Origin of the sequence: Jiella avicenniae, from assembly GCF_021390325.1 — a bacterium.
Lineage (GTDB): Bacteria > Pseudomonadota > Alphaproteobacteria > Rhizobiales > Rhizobiaceae > Jiella > Jiella avicenniae.
In genome coordinates this window covers 186,251-203,240 of record NZ_JAJUWU010000007.1, presented here as the reverse complement: position 1 = coordinate 203,240, position 16,990 = coordinate 186,251, and the positions used below count along the sequence as shown (strand labels likewise).

Sequence of the window (16,990 nt, the reverse complement as noted above, 5' to 3'; positions counted from 1 at the left end):
CCTTTCCCCAAGGGATCCGATCGCCATGCCAGCCTTCGACCTCGCGGCGACGCCGCTGCGCGACCTCAATCATGCGCTTCACGCCGTCACCCCGAAGACCAACGACCGGGCCTTCGAGATCCGCAATCCGCGCGGCAGCCACGCCGTCGCGGTCGGCTGCTCCGAGCCCGTCACCGTCGCGGTGCACGGCTCCGTCGGCTATTATTGCGGCGGGATGAATGCGGCCGCCGACATCACCATCCACGGCTCGGCCGGCCCGGGCGTTGCGGAAAACATGATGTCGGGCCGCGTCGTCGTCGAAGGCGACGCCTCGCAATATGCCGGCGCCACAGGGCGCGGCGGCCTCCTTGTCATCAAAGGCAACGCCTCCTCGCGCTGCGGCATCTCGATGAAGGGCATCGACATCGTCGTCGGCGGCAATGTCGGCCACATGTCGGCCTTCATGGGACAGTCCGGCCACCTGGTCGTCTGCGGCGACGCCGGCGAGGCGCTGGGCGACTCGCTCTACGAGGCGAAGCTGTTCGTGCGCGGCAAGGTGAAGAGCCTCGGCGCCGACTGCGTCGAAAAGGAGATGCGGCCGGAGCATCTGCAAACCCTCGAGCGGCTGCTCGCCGCGGCGGGCATGGCGGAGGTCGAGCCGGCGCAATTCCGCCGCTACGGCTCGGCCCGAAAACTCTACACCTTCAACATCGACAATGCCGACGCCTATTGAGGCGGGAGTTTCAGCCCATGAGCTATCACAACCCGCCGACCCCGCCGCGCAAGTCCGCCACCTTCGACGACGCGTCGATGGCCGAGATCCGGCGCGCGGCCGCCACCGGCATCTACGACATCCGCGGCGGCGGCACGAAGCGGCAGGTGCCGCATTTCGACGACCTGTTGTTCCTCGGCGCCTCGATGTCGCGCTATCCGCTGGAGGGCTATCGGGAACGCTGCGACACCTCCGTCACCCTCGGCACCCGCTTTGCCAGAAAGCCGATCGAGCTGAAGATCCCGGTGACGATCGCCGGCATGAGCTTCGGCGCCTTGTCCGGCCCCGCCAAGGAGGCGCTCGGACGCGGCGCGACCATCGCCGGCACCTCGACCACCACCGGCGACGGCGGCATGACAGACGAGGAGCGAGGCCATTCCGAGCTTCTGGTCTACCAGTATCTGCCCTCGCGCTACGGCATGAACCCGAGCGATCTTCGCCGCGCCGACGCGATCGAGATCGTCGTCGGCCAGGGCGCCAAGCCCGGCGGCGGCGGCATGCTGCTCGGCCAGAAGATCTCCGACCGCGTCGCCGAGATGCGCACGCTGCCGAAGGGCATCGACCAGCGCTCGGCTTGCCGCCATCCCGACTGGACGGGGCCGGACGACCTCGAGATCAAGATCCTCGAACTGCGGGAAATCACCGACTGGGAAAAGCCGATCTACATCAAGGTCGGCGGATCGCGGCCCTATTACGACACCGCGCTCGCCGTGAAGGCGGGAGCCGACGTCGTCGTCATCGACGGCATGCAGGGCGGCACCGCAGCGAGCCAGGACGTCTTCATCGAGCATGTCGGCCTGCCGACCCTCGCCTGCATCCGTCCGGCGGTCAAAGCCCTGCAGGATCTCGGCATGCACCGGAAGGTGCAGCTGATCGTCTCCGGCGGCATCCGCAACGGCGCCGACGTCGCCAAGGCTCTGGCGCTAGGGGCCGATGCGGTCTCCGTCGGCACGGCCGCCCTCGTCGCCCTCGGCGACAACGATCCGCGCTGGGAGGCCGAGTACAATGCGCTCGGCACCACGGCGGGCGCCTATGACGACTGGCACGAGGGTAAGGATCCCGCCGGCATCACCACCCAGGATCCGGCACTCGCCTCACGGCTCGATCCGGTCGCCGCCGGCCGTCGGCTCGCCAACTATCTGAAGGTCATCACGCTCGAGGCGCAGACCATCGCGCGGGCCTGCGGCCACAACCATCTGCACAATCTGGAGCCGGAGGACCTCGTGGCGTTGACCATCGAGGCGGCGGCGATGGCGGAGGTTCCGCTGGCGGGAACGACCTGGATACCCGGCAGGACGGGGCTCTGAGACCTCGCAGCCGAGACCGAATACGCCTGGGGAGGCGGCGTCCTTTCACATGCGACCGGGAGGCATCGAACTTGCCTCCCGGTTCGGCATCGCGATCGTCTTCGAGCCTGCGGCCCGGAGCCGGCGACCGCGATCGAACGCGACGGGCGGAGGCTTCGGCGTCCTGCCCGTCGGTATGACGACAGCACCGCGAGGGGACCGATGAGCAGCGATCTGGCATCTTTCGCCGCCGAGAACGGCGTCAAATACTTCATGATCTCCTTCACCGACCTGTTCGGGGCACAGCGGGCGAAGCTCGTGCCGGCCCAGGCGATCGGCGAGATGCAGAGGGATGGCGCGGGCTTTGCCGGCTTTGCGACATGGCTCGATCTCACCCCCGCCGATCCCGACCTCTTCGCCATGCCGGACTCGGGCAGCGTCATCCAGCTGCCCTGGAAGCCCGACGTCGCATGGGTCGCCGCCGACCTGGTGATGGACGGCGCACCGCTTGCCCAGGCGCCGCGCGTCGTCCTGAAGAAGCTCGTCGACGACGCCGCGAGGGAAGGTTACCGGGTCAAGACCGGCGTCGAGGCCGAGTTCTTCCTGCTCGATGCCGAGGGCGGCGAAATTTCCGACCGCTTCGATGCGGCGACCAAGCCCTGCTACGACCAGCAGGCCCTCATGCGCCGCTACGACGTCGTCGCCGAGATCTGCGACCACATGCTGGCGCTCGGCTGGCAGCCCTATCAGAACGACCACGAGGACGCGAACGGCCAGTTCGAGATGAACTGGGCCTTCGACGACGCGCTGAAGACCGCCGACAAGCATTCCTTCTTCAAGTTCATGGTCCGCTCGATCGCCGAGAAGCACGGGCTGCGCGCCACCTTCATGCCGAAGCCCTTCGCCGGCCTCACCGGCAATGGCTGCCACTGCCACGTCTCGGTCTGGAACGAGGACGGAAGCGTCAACGCCTTTGCCGACGAGGGCCAGCCCTTCGGCCTCTCGGCCAAGGGCAGAGCCTTTCTCGGTGGCATCATGAAGCACGGGCCGGCCCTGCCGGCGGTCACCAACCCCACCGTCAATTCCTACAAGCGCATCAACGCGCCGCGCACCACTTCCGGCGCGACGTGGGCGCCGAACTCGATCACCTGGACCGGCAACAATCGCACCCACATGGTGCGCGTGCCGGGGCCGGGCCGCTTCGAACTCCGCCTGCCCGACGGCGCGGCGAACCCCTATCTCCTGCAGGCGGCGATCATCGCCGCCGGTCTCGACGGCCTGCGCACCGACGCCGACCCGGGGCCGCACAGCGATCTCGACATGTATCGCGACGGCCACATGCTCACCGACGCGCCGAAGCTTCCGCTCAACCTTCTCGACGCAGTGCGCGCCTTTGCCGCCGACGAGGAATTCACCGACGCGCTCGGAAAGGACGTCTGCGCCGCCTATGTGAAGCTGAAGCACGACGAGTGGAACGGCTATTGCCGGCATTTCACCGCCTGGGAGCGGGAGAATACCCTCGACGTTTGAGCGGCGAAGCGGTACCGCTCGCCGCTCCAGCTCGCGGACCCGGAAAGCGACGAGCGATTTTCGGGCATCGGCCGACCGCCGTCCCTCCGCCTGCCCCGGCCCGGGGCGATCCGACTATTTTGAGGAATCGTCCCATCGCCTGGATCGTGCTGATCGTCGCCGGCCTGCTCGAAGTCGCTTGGGCGCTCGGCATGAAGATGTCGGAGGGCTTCACCCGTCCGCTCGTCAGCGTCGTCACGATCATCCTCATCGTCGTCAGCCTGGTTCTCCTGAACTGGTCGCTGAAGACCCTCCCGGTCGGCACGGCCTACGCCGTCTGGACGGGAATCGGCACCGTGGGCACGGTCGCACTGGGGATCGCCGTCTTCGGCGAATCCGCCAGCCCGGCGCGCCTGATCTGTCTCGCCCTGATCATCGCGGGAATCATCGGCCTGCGGTTCCTTTCGGCCGACTGATCGAGCGCGCCCCCGCGCCTGGCATCCGGGTGAACGCCCTCCCCGGCGGCATTTTGATCAGTTTCTGTGCATCCGTAAAAATGCATCGAAAAGCGTCGGAATCGTTTTGACAGACGATAGATTTTGAGTACTCTCAAGAAAGCAATATTCCTTTTGGTGAAAGGTCGTCATCCGTGTCCGAGATCACGAGCCGGCCGATATGGGGCAAGCTCGATCCTGCCGACCAGGCCTCGGCGCATCTCGTCTGCGCGGAGGGCCACGGCATCGAGGCCGTTGTGGCGGCTTTCGCCGGACGGGACGGACTTCTGTCGCGGGCGACCGTGGTGCATGTGGCGCCGGTAGGCGCCGCCCGACCCGCCGGGCTCGGCGGCGCGGCCTATCATCGGCATCCGAGCCGCGCGACGGCGCTGACCGCCTTTCGGGCTCACCTCGCCCGGGCGAAGATGGGAACGCAGGTCCATCTCGCCGGGAGCGAAGCCTTCCTCGACGAGGCGAGCGCGGTGGCGGTCGCCTGCGGGATCGTCGGCGACGGGCTGACGACGGAACTCTCCGGGCCGGCGACCCGGCGCGTCCAGTGCGTCCACTGCAAGGGAATGATGGACGAGGTCGCGGTCACCCCCTTTGCCTGCAGCCATTGCGGGATCAACCTCACGGTCCGCGACCACTATTCCCGCCGCCTCGGGGCTTTCATGGGCGTTTGCGCCGACGCCGAGGCCCCTGGCGTCCTGCCTGCGGCATCGAGGTTCTGACGACGATGAGCGCAACCCGATACACCGTCCGCGTCACCGAGGCCGAGGCCGTCACGCCGCATGTCAGGCGGCTTCGTCTAGAGCCGGCGGATGGCGCGGCGCTGCCGCCCGCCTCGGCCGGCGCCCACACCGTCGTCACCCTGGAAGCGAATGGCCGCACCCTGCGCAACTCCTATTCGCTGACGGCGCCGAGCCTTGCGGGCGGAGCCTACGAGATTGCCGTCCTGCGTTCTCCCACGTCGCGCGGCGGCTCGCGCTTCGTCCACGAGCGGCTTCGCGAAGGCGACACGCTGAGCGTTTCGGCCCCGGTCAATCTCTTTCCGCTCCATCGCCTCGCCCGCCACCACGTCCTCGTCGCCGGCGGCATCGGGATCACGCCGATCGCCGCAATGGCCGAGGAGCTTTCGCGGCTCGGTGCCTCGTACGAGCTGCATTACGCGGTGCGCTCCGAGGCGGCCGGCGCCTTCTGCCGGGACCTCGAGGCGCGCCATGCGTCCCGCATGCGGCTTTATTCCAGCGAACGCCAGGAGCGGCTGCGGGTCCGGGAGATCGTCCCGCACCAGCCGCTCGGCAGCCATCTCTACGTCTGCGGACCGCAGCGGATGATCGATGCCGTCTTCGCCGATGCAAGAGCCGCCGGCTGGCCGGAGGCGAACCTTCATGCCGAGCGGTTCGAGGCGCCGGCGGGGGGCGATCCGTTCGCGGTCCGTCTCGCCCGATCCGGCAAGTCGACCACGGTCGGGGAGCACGAGAGCCTGCTCGAGGCGATCGAGCGGATCGGCGTCGAGGCGCCGTATCTCTGCCGGGGCGGCGCCTGCGGCGAATGCATCTGCGACGTCATCGAGGCGGACGGCGAACTCGACCATCGCGACCACTTCCTCTCGCCGGAGGAGCGCCGCGCCGGCGACAAGATCATGATCTGCATGTCGCGCCTGAAGGGGCGCGAGCTCGTCCTCGACCTTTGACCCGACGGAGACGATCCGATGTCCCTCGCCTTCGACCTCAGCCGGACGCCCTCCTTCTTCCGCGACGAGACGTTTCGCGGCGATTTCACCTTCGAGAACTCGCCCGAATCCATCCGCCGCTTCCCGTTCCCCTTCGACCGCGACCAGTACATGTATGCGGTGAACATCGAGCAGCACATGCCGGGGCCGCCGAAATCGGCCACCGCCTTCCCGATCGACATCGACGAGCACTACGTCGCCGAAATGGCCGACCGGGCCAAGGTCCTGGCCGAGGATCCCCTGCGCTGCCAGTCGCTGCCGCACATGATCACGGCGGAATGGGATCTCCTGGAACTGTTGATGACCTCGATGGCGCGCGATTATCCGCAGTGGTTTTCGCTGCATCGCGACGGGGATCGCTGGCACTGGGTCAACCGGCCGCTCGGCATCGACCAGCGCTTCACCTTCGGCGACGCGGCGACGCTTCCCTACGGCCCGATGGAATACGTCACCCGCCAGTGCCAGGGCGATTTCTGCCTGCTCGACCAGCGCGACGACAATCTCTGGCTGGACGCCGGCATCGTCACCAGCCAGGCCGACTGGTCGCTCGACTTCGACCTCGGCATGAACTTCATCGAATGGCACGGGCCGGTCCCGCGGGCCCATGACATGGGCATCTTCGAACGGGCGCTGAAGTTCCTGCTCAACCTGCAGATCGGCCGCCCGATCCGCCGCCTGAACTGGACGATGACGATCAATCCCCGCCTCGACACCAGCCCGGAGAACTACCACCGCTGGGGCATCGACCGCACCACGGTGACGCCGGAAAACGTCGGCGACAAGGTGCATCTCAGGGTCGAGCTGCAGGCCTTGTGGCGGCTGCCACGCTCCAACGCGATCGTCTTCTCCATCCGCTGCTATCTGATCAAGATGCGGGAACTGGTGACGGTGCCGAAATGGGGGCGCCGCTTCCACCGGGTGCTGCGCGACCTGCCGGCCGATCTCGCCGACTACAAGGGCCTGACCAACTACCGCGCGACCACCCTCGAATGGCTGGCGCCATACGACGACGGCGCGCCAACTTCGCCGGGGTTCTTCCCGGACTGACGACCGCGGGGCCGGCGTCACGCGGCGGCCTCCCCCGATATGCGACCAAACGACGACGCGCGGTACTCCGGCGGCGAAGGGACGGGTTTTGCCCGGATTCCGCCTCGCCTCCCATGGCCCGCCAACCGAAGGAGGAACCCCACCATGGTGGAGATCACCCGGCATTCGGCGCTGGAGGAGCGCCACCGCGCCCTCGGGTCTAAGCTCGACGGCGAATGGAACGGAATGGCGCTGCCGCAGACCTATGCGAGCGACCCCGACGACGAGGTCGTCGCCGTCCGCAGCAAGGCCGGCCTGTTCGACGTCACCGCGCTGCGGATGATCGACGTGTCGGGATCGGAAAGCGCCGCCGTCCTCGACCGGATGCTGACCTCCGACGTCGCCGGCCTCGAGCCCGGCCAGTCGGCGATTTCCAACATCGTCGACGACAACGGTTCGCTGATCGACGACGTCCTGGTCTATCGCGACGCCGCGGACCGGTTCCGCCTCTCCCATGGCGGCGGTGCCCTGGAAGACGTCATCGGCGGCTTCTTCGCTGGCAGGGACGCGACCTGGGCGAAGAACGACGACGTCCACATCCTTTCCCTGCAGGGGCGGCTGTCGCTCGCCGTCCTCAATGCCCACACCCCGCTCGACCTGCCGGGCCTGTCCTATTTCCAGCACGCCGAAACCAAACTCTTCGGCTTTCCCGTCTCGATCGCCAGGGGCGGCTATTCGGCCGAGCTCGGCTACGAGGTGTTCTGCCGGAGCGGCGATGCCGTCGCCATCTGGGACCTGATCCTCGAAGCCGGCGCGCCGTCCGGCGTCATCCCGGTTTCCTGGGCCTGCCTCGACATCGTCCGCGTGGAGGGCGCGCTGTTGTTCTTTCCCTTCGACATGCCGGAGGGCGACACGACGCCCTGGGAGGTGGGCGCCGACTGGACGGTCGATCTCGACAAGCCCGACTTTCACGGCAAGGCGGCGCTGGTCCGGCGAAAGAGCAAGATCCGCTGCGCCCAGATCGGCATCGAGGTCGACGCGACGACGGCCGTCGAACCCGGCACGGCGCTCTTGCGAGACGGTCGCGAGGTCGGCACCGTCAACAGCTCGACCTTCAGCCGCTACCTGATGAAATCCCTGGCGCTGTGCCACGTCGAGCCGGGCCTTGCGGCGATCGGAACGGCGCTCGAGGTCGGCTCGCCGGCCGGCGCGCTGCCGGCTCACGTCGTGCGCACCCCGTTCTACGATCCGCTCCGGCTGCGCACCCATCCCCTGCACGAACGGCGCTGATTTCGGCAGTCGCCGCAGCGCCCGGGGCGACGGGCGGGCGGGCAGAAGGCCCTCCCGACCGAAACCGACGCGATGGATGAAAACTGTGCAGTGGTTGCCGAAATTCCGCCCGTTGCAGACCGCCGCGGCGAGGCCCGCCACCATCGCCGGGAGGATCGTTCCCGCGTTCAGGCCTTCGCGGGACGATCCTTCTCCGAAGCACCGCCAGATGAGCGCGAAAACGGGAGATTTTTCTTCCGAAAGCCATGCCGTGGCAGTTGGCACAATTCTCGCATGAATAAAAATTGTTTCCTCAGAGTACGTGCGGCCAAGTCTTGAATGCGCCGCTATCCCGGGTCTGGAGCCAAGGAGAACGACATGGAACAGCAGCTCATGGAACTCGGACAGAAGGTGGCGGCGCTCGAAGCCGGCTCCAAGATGTCCGACACCATCAACATGGAGATTTTCTACTGGTGGTGTACCGCCCTGATGATCACCATCCATGCCGGCTTCCTGGCCTATGAGATGGGCGCCTCGCGGGCGAAGAACGTGCTCGCGGCGGGCACCAAGAACCTCCTCGCCTTCGCCTTCGTCGTGCCGACCTTCTTCTTCTTCGGCTGGTGGATCTACAACGCCTTTCCGAGCGGCCTGACCATCGCGGAGGGATCGGAGGTGGCCCTTCCCTGGTCGAGCGCCATGGGCCCGAATCTCTCGGACAACGCCACCGGCGTCTTCTGGGCGGCCTTCGCGCTGTTCGCGGCGACGACGGCCTCGATCATGTCGGGCGCGGTGATCGAGCGAATCCGCCTGACCGCCTTCCTGATCCTGGCGATCGTCCTCGGCTCGGTGGTCTGGATCCTCGCCGCGGCCTGGGGCTGGCATCCGGCCGGCTGGCTGACGACCGAGTTCGGCTTCCACGACGTCGGCGCTGCCGGCTGCGTGCATCTCGTCGCCGGCGCCTTCACCCTCGGCGTCCTGATCAATCTCGGCCCCCGCATCGGCAAATACGATCCCGACGGCACGCCGAACGCCATCAAGGCCCATTCCGTACCGCTGACCGTCGTCGGCCTGATGCTGATCATCGTCGGCTTCTTCGGCTTCCTCGGCGGCTGCATCATCTACAATGCCGGCGCCCAGTGGACCAACATCTTCGGCCAGCCGGCGACGCTGTCCGCCTTCGCCTTCAACACCGTCATGGCGTTTGCCGGCGGCATCATCGGCGGCTGGGTGAAGACCCGCGATCCGTTCTGGATGATGTCCTGCGGCCTCGTCGGCATCATCTCGGCGGCGTCGGGCCTCGACGTCTGGTATCCGCCGCTCGCCTTCGTCATCGCCGTCGTCGCCGGCTTCGTCGCGCCGATGATCGCGAACGCGCTCGAGCGGGCGGGCATCGACGATGCGGTCGGCGCGGTGGCGGTCCACGGCGCCGGCGGCGCCATGGGCGTCCTCGCCGTCGGCCTCTTCGCTGCCGGATATCCCAATGTCGGCGACATGCCGCCGGTGTCGCTCACCGGCCAGCTGGTCGGCCTGATCGTCATGGGCGCGCTCGGCTTCATCCCCGGCTATGCGATGTCCGCCGTGATGAAGGCGACCGGCTATCTGCGCGTTCCCCGGGACGTCGAGATCATGGGCCTCGATCTCGTCGAGGTCCCGATCGAGGCTTATCCGGAGGGCATGACGCGTCCGGCGACCCCCGTCATGTCGCCCGTGACGACCGGCACCCCGGCCGCCGTTCCCGCCGAGTGAAAACTCCCATCAGACAAGGATCGCAGTCATGAACACATCGCCCATCACCCAATGGGACGGCGTCGAGACCTACTTCACCTTCGCCGGTTCCGGCTTCGGCACGATGGTCTGCCTTCTCGCATCCGTCGCCGTCGTGGTCGCCGCCATCTGGTACGGCACCCATCACGAAAGCCGGGACTTCGAGAAGTTCCACGGCAAGGGCTGAGCCGGCCCGACGCCATGATCCGCGATCGGCGGTCCGCCGCCGATCGGCACGATCTTTCGGCTCGGGCAGGACAATTTCCGGCTCGTCTGCGGCGACGACTATTCCGGCCACTGGCTGCGGGAACTCGCCGGCAAGCACGGCCTCAAGGCCTTCGTCCGCAATTCCACCGCCCAGCTCGACAATCTCGCTTTGCAGGGCCCGCGCTCCGGCGAGATCCTCCGGCAGATCCTCAAGACCCCGCCGCACCAGCCCTCGGCCGAGGAGCTGAAATGGTTCCGCTTCACCATCGGCCGCATCGCCGACAGGCCCGTCGTCGTCTCGCGAACCGGCTATACCGGCGAGCTCGGCTTCGAGATCTGGTGCCACCCCTCGAGCGACGAGGCGCTTTGGGACGCGGTCTTCGCCGCCGGTGGCCCGCTCGGGCTGAAACCCTTGGGCCTCGCCGCCCTCGACATGGTCCGCATCGAGGCGGGCCTGGTTTTTGCCGGCTACGACTTTTCCGACGAGACCGACCCGTTCGAGGCGGGAATCGGCTTCACCATTCCAAGAGAATCCGCCGACCCCTATGTCGGACAGGCGGCGACCGAGCGGCGGCGGGCGTCGCCGCAGAAGACCTTCGTCGGTCTCGACGTCGCCGGCAACGAGGCGGTGTCCCACGGCGACTGCATCCATGTCGGCCGGGCGCGCGTCGGCGTGGTGACCAGCGCCATGCGCTCGCCGGTCCTCGGCAAGTCGATCGCCCTCGCCCGGCTCGACGCCTCGCTGGCCGAGATCGGCACGGCGGTCGAGATCGGCAAGCTCGACGGGCAGCAGAAGCGGATCGGCGCGACGGTCACGCGTTTTCCCCATTACGACCCGGAGAAGGGCCGGGTCCGCGCCGACTGGGCGGCGGCAGGCCCCGCCGGCTGAGACGGGCTGCGGCGCGGCTCGCCGGTTGCGCGAGGGGTTGGCGGCGGTCACGGCCGAGGCGGCGTGAACGAGACCGCTCAAGCCCGCTGTCGACAGGGACCGGACCTGACAGCCGGACCGCTCATTTGCGCAAAATCCCGTTCATCGGCTCATCCGGCAGCGAACCCCGCGAAGGTCATGCATTCGCGCGGCACCTGAGGGATTTGCAAGCCGGCTCGAAACGGCTACCAAGCGGCAACCACCGCGTTCGAGGAAGTCTGCCCGCATGAAGACCAGAGCCGCCGTCGCCTTCGAGGCCAAGAAACCGCTCGAGATCGTCGAACTCGATCTCGAAGGCCCGAAACAGGGCGAAGTCCTCGTCGAGATCATGGCGACGGGCATCTGCCACACCGATGCCTACACGCTCGACGGTCTGGATTCGGAGGGCCTCTTCCCCTCGGTCCTCGGTCACGAAGGCGCCGGCATCGTGCGCGAGGTCGGCGCGGGCGTGACCTATGTGAAGCCGGGCGACCACGTCATCCCGCTCTACACGCCCGAATGCCGGCAGTGTAAGTCCTGCCTCTCCGGCAAGACCAATCTCTGCACCGCCATCCGCGCCACCCAGGGCAAGGGCCTGATGCCGGACAGCACCTCGCGCCTCTCCTACAAGGGCCAGCCGATCTTCCATTACATGGGCTGCTCGACCTTCTCCAACTTCACCGTCCTGCCGGAGATCGCCGTCGCGAAGATCCGCACCGATGCGCCGTTCAAGACCGCCTGCTACTGCGGCTGCGGCGTCACCACCGGCGTCGGCGCCGTGGTCAACACGGCGAAGGTCGAGCCCGGCGCCAACGTCGTCGTCTTCGGCCTCGGCGGCATCGGCCTCAACGTCATCCAGGGGGCGAAGCTCGTCGGCGCCGACAAGATCATCGGCGTCGATCTCAACAACGACAAGAAGGAATGGGGCGAGAAATTCGGGATGACCGATTTCGTCAACCCGAAGGAGATCGACGGCGACATCGTCGCTCATCTCGTCGAACTGACCGGCGGCGGCGCCGACTACACCTTCGACTGCACCGGCAACACCACGGTCATGCGTCAGGCGCTGGAAGCCTGCCATCGCGGCTGGGGCGTCTCGGTCGTCATCGGCGTGGCGGAAGCCGGCAAGGAAATCTCGACCCGTCCGTTCCAGCTGGTCACCGGCCGCGTCTGGAAGGGCTCGGCCTTCGGCGGCGCGCGCGGACGCACCGACACGCCCAAGATCGTCGACTGGTACATGAACGGGAAGATCCAGATCGATCCGATGATCACCCACACCCTCACCCTCGAAGAGATCAACAAGGGCTTCGACCTGATGCACGCGGGCAAGTCGATCCGGTCCGTCGTCGTCTACTGAACGTGTCGGCCCGCCAGGAGACCGCAGAGCCTGAAACCGCCGGGCCGGAGATCGCGTTGCGATGGAGCGCGTTCGAGGAACTGACGGCCGTCGAGGTGCACGATCTCCTGCGGCTGCGCAGCCTGGTCTTCGTCGTCGAGCAGGCCTGCGTCTTTGCCGAGATCGACGGGTGCGACCCGCAGGCGATCCATCTGCGCCAGTTCGTCGGCGAGGACCTCGCGGGATGCCTGCGCATCCTCCGCGACGAGGACGCGGTCCGGATCGGCCGCGTCGCGACGGCCGCGGCCTACAGGGGCCGTGGCTATGGCCACGACATGATGGCCGAGGCCTTGCGCTACGCGGCCGAATGCTTTTCGGGCCGCGCCATCGTGGTGTCGGCGCAGGCGCATCTCGAAGCCTTCTACGGCCGGCACGGATTCGTGGCGGCCTCCGCGCCTTACGACGAGGACGGCATAGCGCATATCGACATGAGGCGAGCCGGATCGCCCGGATCCTGAACGCTCCGCGCGCAGCGTTCGCCGAAATTCTTCACGAGGGAGACAGCACGATGGAAACCGTTTCGACCAATGCCGCCCATGGCGGCATCCAGGGCGTCTACAAACATGCCTCGCGCGAAACCGGCACCGACATGACCTTTTCGGTCTTCGTGCCGCCCCATGCCGACGGGGCGAAGCTGCCCGTCGTGTGGTATCTGTCGGGCCTCACCTGCACCCATGCCAACGTCACGGAGAAGGGCGAATATCGTCGGCTGTGCGCCGAACTCGGCCTGATCTTCGTCGCTCCCGACACCAGCCCCCGCGGCGAAGACGTCGCCGACGACGTCGACAAGGCCTATGACTTCGGGCTCGGCGCCGGCTTCTACGTCGATGCGACGCAGCAGCCCTTCGCCAGGCATTACCGCATGTGGAGCTACGTCACCGACGAGCTTCCCGGACTGATCGCCGAGAACTTTCCCGCCGATAGCGACCGTCAGTCGATCATGGGCCATTCCATGGGCGGCCATGGCGCGCTGACCATCGGCCTGACCTTCCCGGACCGCTACAAGGCGGTCTCGGCCTTTGCGCCCATCGTCGCGCCGAGCCAGGTGCCGTGGGGCCACAAGGCGCTGCCGGGCTATCTCGGCGACGACAAGGCGGCATGGCGCAAGCACGACGCCGTGGCCCTGATCGAGGACGGCGCCAGGGTGGACGCCCTTCTGGTCGACCAGGGCGAGGCGGACGGCTTCCTCGCCGAGCAGCTCAAGCCGCAGCTTCTCGAAGCCGCCTGCGCCAGGGCCGGGATCGATCTGACGCTCCGCATGCAGCCGGGTTACGACCACAGCTATTATTTCATCTCCACCTTCATGGAAGACCATCTGCGCTGGCACGCCAGGCGCTTGGGGTGAGGACGGTCCGGCTCGTCGGTCAAGCCATGGTCGAGGCTCCGAGCCGACGTTCAGGCTCGCGCCTCTTCCCGCTTCCTCTTTTCCGTCACCGGCGTCGTCGCCGAGCTTCCGGCACTGATCGAGCGGCTCCGTCGACCGGCCTGATGCCCGAGAAGAGGCGCGTCGCGACTTCTTGCCGCCGGGGTCGAGGCGCGCCCGCCCCCTCGCCCCGCCCCCTCGCCCCGGCCGCTCGCCCCGGCCTGCCGGATGCCGCGTCTCAGGGCGTCGGCAGCGGCGGCGTTTCCGCTTCGTCGGCATGACGGAGGGTGCGCAGTTCGTACCACAGGGCGTTGAGAATGCCGAAGGCGGCGGCAAGACCAAGGCCGAGAATCCAGGCGAAATACCACATGGGAAGAGCTCCTCGATCGGGACTGTCCGGCGCTTGGGCGGGACGAAGAACTCGTCCCGCCGTCGCCGGCTGCATGGTTTGAGGGCGGCGGCTCAGTAGGCCGCCGAACCCGGGGCCTCGACGTCTTCCTCGCGGACCCTGCCCCACAGCACCTTGTAGACCCAGCTCGTATAGGCGAGGATGATCGGCAGGAAGATCACCGTGGCGATCAGCATGATACGCAGGGTGGATTCGCTGGACGAGGCGTCGAAGACGGTCAGCGACTGCGCCGGGTTGGTGCTCGACGGCAGGATCACGGGGAACATCGAGATGCCGACGGTGGAGACGATGCCGACGACGCCGAGCGCCGAGGCGACGAAGGTCGCCCCGTCCCGACGCGTCGCGAAACCGAGCGCCGCCAGCAGCGGACCGGCAATGCCGAGCAGCGGCACGACGATCAGCAGCGGATGGACCGCGTAGTTGGCGAGCCACGCCTGCGGCGCGACGACCACGTCCTTGAGCAGCGGGTTGGACGGCCCGGCGACGGCCTGGGTGCCGACGACTTCATAGCCGCCGAGAAGGCCGAAGGCGACGAGGATCCAGCCGAGAGCAAAGAGCACGGCAGTCGCGAGTCCGAGCTTGGCGCCGAATTTCGCCGCACGGTCGGCGACCGGCCCTTCCGCCTTGAAGGCGAGCCAGGCGGCGCCGTGCATGGCGATCATCGCCAGCGATACGAGGCCGCAATAGAGCGCCAGCGGATTCAAGAGGCCGAACAGCGTTCCCTCGTAGATCGGCCTCAGATCGTTGGTGAAGTGGAAGGGCACACCCTGAAGCGTGTTGCCGACGGCGACGCCGAAGATCAGCGCCGGCACCGCGCCGCCGACGAACAGGGCGATGTCCCAGTTCCGCCGCCAGCGGGCCTCGGGCCGCTTGGACCGATACTTGAAGCCGACCGGCCGCAGGATCATCGCCGCCAGCACCAGGAACATGGCGAGGTAGAAGCCCGAGAAGCTGAGCGCGTAGAGCGCCGGCCAGGCCGCGAAGATCGCGCCGCCGCCGAGGATGAACCACACCTGGTTGCCCTCCCAGACCGGGCCGATGGTGTTGATCGCCACCCGCCGTTCCACGTCGGTCCGGGCGACGAAGGGCAGGAGCGCACCCACCCCCATGTCGAAGCCGTCGGTGACGGCGAAGCCGATCAGGAGCACGCCGAGCAGCACCCACCAGATGAGCCGCAGCACGGCGTAGTCGAAGAGAAAGTCGAACATCTCGATTGTCCTTCTTCTTGAAACGGGGTCACTCGGCGGGCGTGGCGAAGGGGCGATAGCCCTCGACGCTCGTTCCGGTACCGGGCAAAAGTGCGCTCGGATCGTCGATCACCTGATCCGGGCCCTTCTTCACGGCGCGCACCATCAGCATCACCTCGATGACGGCGAGACCGCCATAGAGAAGGGTGAAGCCGGCGATGGTGACGAGAAGGTCGACCACCCCGAGCTCGGAGGTGGCGAGGAAGGTCGGCAGGACGCCCTCGATGATCCAGGGCTGCCGGCCGAACTCGGCGACGAGCCAGCCGAGTTCCACCGCGATCCAGGGGGCCGGCAACGCCAGGAAGGCCAGACGGAAGAGCCAGCGCGGCGCCCGCGCCTCGCGCATCGTGTAGAACAGCGAGACGGCGAACAGGGCGATCATGGCAAAGCCGAGAAGCACCATGATCCGGAAGCTCGAGAACAGCGGCAGGACGCCGGGCACCGTCGACCAGGCGGCCCGGTCGATCTCGTCGTCGTTCGCCGTCCGCGGATCTTCGACATACTGCTTCAGAAGAAGCGCATAGCCGAGATCGGCCTTGGTCCTTTCGAAGGTGGCGCGCGCCGCCTGGTCGCTCCGGTCGGACTTGATCGCTTCCAGCGCGTCATAGGCCACGAGCCCGTCGCGGATACGCGTCTTCGCGCGGTCGACGAGGTCCTCGATGCCGGGCATTTTCGTATCGAGGGAGCGGGTGCCGATCAGGCCCATCGCCCAGGGGATGTGGATCGCGTGTTCGGTGCTACGCGTCGCCATGTCCGGCACACCGAACAGGGTGAAGGAGGCGGGCGCCTCCTCGGTCTGCCACATCGCCTCGATGGCGGCGAGCTTCATCTTCTGATGCTCGGTCAAGGCATAGCCGCTCTCGTCGCCGAGAACGACGACCGACAGCGACGCCGCCAGGCCGAAGGCGCTGGCGATGGCGAAGGAGCGCTTCGCCAGCTCGACGTGCCGGTTCTTCAGGATGTACCAGGCCGAGATCGCCAGCACGAAGACGGCGCCCATCGTGTAGCCGGCCGCGACCGTATGGACGAACTTCGCCTGCGCCACCGGATTGAACAGGACGGCGAAGAAGTCGGTGACCTCCATCCGCATCGTGTCGGGATTGAACGAGGCGCCGACCGGATTCTGCATCCAGCCATTGGCGATCAGGATCCACAGGGCGGAGAAGTTGGTGCCGAGCGCCATGAACCAGGTGACCGCCATGTGCGTCACCGGCTTCAACCTCGTCCAGCCGAAGAAGAACAGCCCGACCAGCGTCGCCTCGAGGAAGAAGGCCATCAGGCCCTCGATCGCCAGCGGCGCGCCGAAGATGTCGCCGACATAGTGGGAATAGAATGCCCAGTTCATCCCAAACTGGAATTCCATCGTCAGCCCGGTGGCGACGCCGAGGGCGAAATTGATACCGAACAGCAGTCCCCAGAATTTGGTCATGTCGCGCCAGATCTTGCGGCGCGTCATGACGTAGACGGTCTCCATCATCGCGACGAGGACGGAAAGGCCGAGCGTCAGGGGTACGAACAGGAAGTGATACATCGCCGTCAGCGCGAACTGCAGGCGCGACAACTCCACGAGAAGGGGGTCGACCATGATAACGGGCTCCTTTGCGCGTTGGTCGCCTCCCGTCTATGC

General features: G+C 67.2%; 16 protein-coding genes and 1 pseudogene. 14 read left to right on the top strand and 3 right to left on the bottom strand.

The window, feature by feature from the left end; all coding sequences use genetic code 11:
• The first annotated feature begins 25 nt into the window (after positions 1-25).
• From LZD57_RS08700 to fghA, 14 genes and pseudogenes are all read left to right on the top strand, one after another.
• Positions 26-712: a GXGXG domain-containing protein gene (locus LZD57_RS08700; RefSeq protein ID WP_233719216.1), complete on the top strand. Its 687-nt coding sequence runs from the start codon at positions 26-28 to the stop codon at positions 710-712.
• Between the two features lie 17 nt (positions 713-729).
• A complete protein-coding gene (locus LZD57_RS08695) occupies positions 730-2,058 on the top strand; it encodes an FMN-binding glutamate synthase family protein (protein WP_233719215.1) in 1,329 nt (442 codons plus the stop codon).
• A 201-nt stretch (positions 2,059-2,259) separates the two neighbouring features.
• Complete coding sequence (gene glnT, locus LZD57_RS08690) at positions 2,260-3,567, top strand: type III glutamate--ammonia ligase (protein WP_233719214.1); 1,308 nt, start codon at positions 2,260-2,262, stop codon at positions 3,565-3,567.
• Between the two features lie 134 nt (positions 3,568-3,701).
• Complete coding sequence (gene sugE / locus LZD57_RS08685) at positions 3,702-4,022, top strand: quaternary ammonium compound efflux SMR transporter SugE (protein ID WP_233719279.1); 321 nt, start codon at positions 3,702-3,704, stop codon at positions 4,020-4,022.
• Positions 4,023-4,195: 173 nt separating this feature from the next.
• A complete protein-coding gene (locus LZD57_RS24140) occupies positions 4,196-4,771 on the top strand; it encodes a dimethylamine monooxygenase subunit DmmA family protein (RefSeq protein WP_233719213.1) in 576 nt (191 codons plus the stop codon).
• A 5-nt stretch (positions 4,772-4,776) separates the two neighbouring features.
• Entirely contained in the window at positions 4,777-5,736 is a 960-nt protein-coding gene (locus LZD57_RS08675; protein WP_233719212.1) for a PDR/VanB family oxidoreductase, read from the top strand.
• An 18-nt stretch (positions 5,737-5,754) separates the two neighbouring features.
• Entirely contained in the window at positions 5,755-6,822 is a 1,068-nt protein-coding gene (locus LZD57_RS08670) for a heme-dependent oxidative N-demethylase family protein (RefSeq protein ID WP_233719211.1), read from the top strand.
• Between the two features lie 144 nt (positions 6,823-6,966).
• Positions 6,967-8,091 (top strand): aminomethyl transferase family protein, encoded by a 1,125-nt coding sequence (locus LZD57_RS08665; protein ID WP_233719210.1) that lies wholly within the window; start codon positions 6,967-6,969, stop codon positions 8,089-8,091.
• Positions 8,092-8,448: 357 nt separating this feature from the next.
• Positions 8,449-9,816 (top strand): ammonium transporter, encoded by a 1,368-nt coding sequence (locus tag LZD57_RS08660; protein WP_233719209.1) that lies wholly within the window; start codon positions 8,449-8,451, stop codon positions 9,814-9,816.
• A gap of 28 nt (positions 9,817-9,844) precedes the next feature.
• Positions 9,845-10,021, top strand: a complete 177-nt coding sequence (locus LZD57_RS08655; RefSeq protein WP_233719208.1) for a hypothetical protein — start codon at positions 9,845-9,847, stop codon at positions 10,019-10,021.
• Positions 10,022-10,048: 27 nt separating this feature from the next.
• Positions 10,049-10,930 (top strand): annotated as a pseudogene (locus tag LZD57_RS08650) (aminomethyl transferase family protein); the annotation flags it as partial.
• A gap of 265 nt (positions 10,931-11,195) precedes the next feature.
• Positions 11,196-12,305, top strand: coding sequence for an S-(hydroxymethyl)glutathione dehydrogenase/class III alcohol dehydrogenase (locus tag LZD57_RS08645; protein ID WP_233719207.1), 1,110 nt, complete (start codon positions 11,196-11,198; stop codon positions 12,303-12,305).
• A 56-nt stretch (positions 12,306-12,361) separates the two neighbouring features.
• Positions 12,362-12,802, top strand: coding sequence for a GNAT family N-acetyltransferase (locus tag LZD57_RS08640; RefSeq protein WP_233719206.1), 441 nt, complete (start codon positions 12,362-12,364; stop codon positions 12,800-12,802).
• A 50-nt stretch (positions 12,803-12,852) separates the two neighbouring features.
• Positions 12,853-13,689, top strand: a complete 837-nt coding sequence (gene fghA / locus LZD57_RS08635) for an S-formylglutathione hydrolase (protein ID WP_233719205.1) — start codon at positions 12,853-12,855, stop codon at positions 13,687-13,689.
• Positions 13,690-13,945: 256 nt separating this feature from the next.
• Here the strand turns inward: fghA and cydX are convergent, their stop codons facing one another.
• From cydX to LZD57_RS08620, 3 genes are all read right to left on the bottom strand, one after another.
• Positions 13,946-14,077 (bottom strand): cytochrome bd-I oxidase subunit CydX, encoded by a 132-nt coding sequence (cydX, locus tag LZD57_RS08630; protein ID WP_233719204.1) that lies wholly within the window; start codon positions 14,075-14,077, stop codon positions 13,946-13,948.
• Between the two features lie 92 nt (positions 14,078-14,169).
• The gene (gene cydB / locus LZD57_RS08625) at positions 14,170-15,324 is read right to left on the bottom strand and encodes a cytochrome d ubiquinol oxidase subunit II (protein ID WP_233719203.1); all 1,155 of its coding nucleotides are present in this window, start codon (positions 15,322-15,324) and stop codon (positions 14,170-14,172) included.
• 28 nt (positions 15,325-15,352) lie between these two features.
• Positions 15,353-16,948 carry a cytochrome ubiquinol oxidase subunit I gene (locus LZD57_RS08620; protein WP_233719202.1) on the bottom strand — a complete coding sequence of 532 codons (1,596 nt, stop codon included), beginning with the start codon at positions 16,946-16,948 and terminating at the stop codon, positions 15,353-15,355.
• Between the last annotated feature and the right edge of the window lie 42 nt (positions 16,949-16,990).

Excerpts from the sequence above, each read along its gene's own strand:
- LZD57_RS08655 (WP_233719208.1), top strand. The coding sequence starts at position 9,845 with ATGAACACATCGCCCATCACCCAATGGGACGGCGTCGAGACCTACTTC.
- cydB (WP_233719203.1), bottom strand. The coding sequence starts at position 15,324 with ATGTTCGACTTTCTCTTCGACTACGCCGTGCTGCGGCTCATCTGGTGG.
- LZD57_RS08665 (WP_233719210.1), top strand. The coding sequence starts at position 6,967 with ATGGTGGAGATCACCCGGCATTCGGCGCTGGAGGAGCGCCACCGCGCC.
- glnT (WP_233719214.1), top strand. The coding sequence starts at position 2,260 with ATGAGCAGCGATCTGGCATCTTTCGCCGCCGAGAACGGCGTCAAATAC.
- LZD57_RS08645 (WP_233719207.1), top strand. The coding sequence starts at position 11,196 with ATGAAGACCAGAGCCGCCGTCGCCTTCGAGGCCAAGAAACCGCTCGAG.
- LZD57_RS08695 (WP_233719215.1), top strand. The coding sequence starts at position 730 with ATGAGCTATCACAACCCGCCGACCCCGCCGCGCAAGTCCGCCACCTTC.
- LZD57_RS08700 (WP_233719216.1), top strand. The coding sequence starts at position 26 with ATGCCAGCCTTCGACCTCGCGGCGACGCCGCTGCGCGACCTCAATCAT.
- LZD57_RS08620 (WP_233719202.1), bottom strand. The coding sequence starts at position 16,948 with ATGGTCGACCCCCTTCTCGTGGAGTTGTCGCGCCTGCAGTTCGCGCTG.
- LZD57_RS08675 (WP_233719212.1), top strand. The coding sequence starts at position 4,777 with ATGAGCGCAACCCGATACACCGTCCGCGTCACCGAGGCCGAGGCCGTC.
- fghA (WP_233719205.1), top strand. The coding sequence starts at position 12,853 with ATGGAAACCGTTTCGACCAATGCCGCCCATGGCGGCATCCAGGGCGTC.
- LZD57_RS08660 (WP_233719209.1), top strand. The coding sequence starts at position 8,449 with ATGGAACAGCAGCTCATGGAACTCGGACAGAAGGTGGCGGCGCTCGAA.
- LZD57_RS08670 (WP_233719211.1), top strand. The coding sequence starts at position 5,755 with ATGTCCCTCGCCTTCGACCTCAGCCGGACGCCCTCCTTCTTCCGCGAC.
- cydX (WP_233719204.1), bottom strand. The coding sequence starts at position 14,077 with ATGTGGTATTTCGCCTGGATTCTCGGCCTTGGTCTTGCCGCCGCCTTC.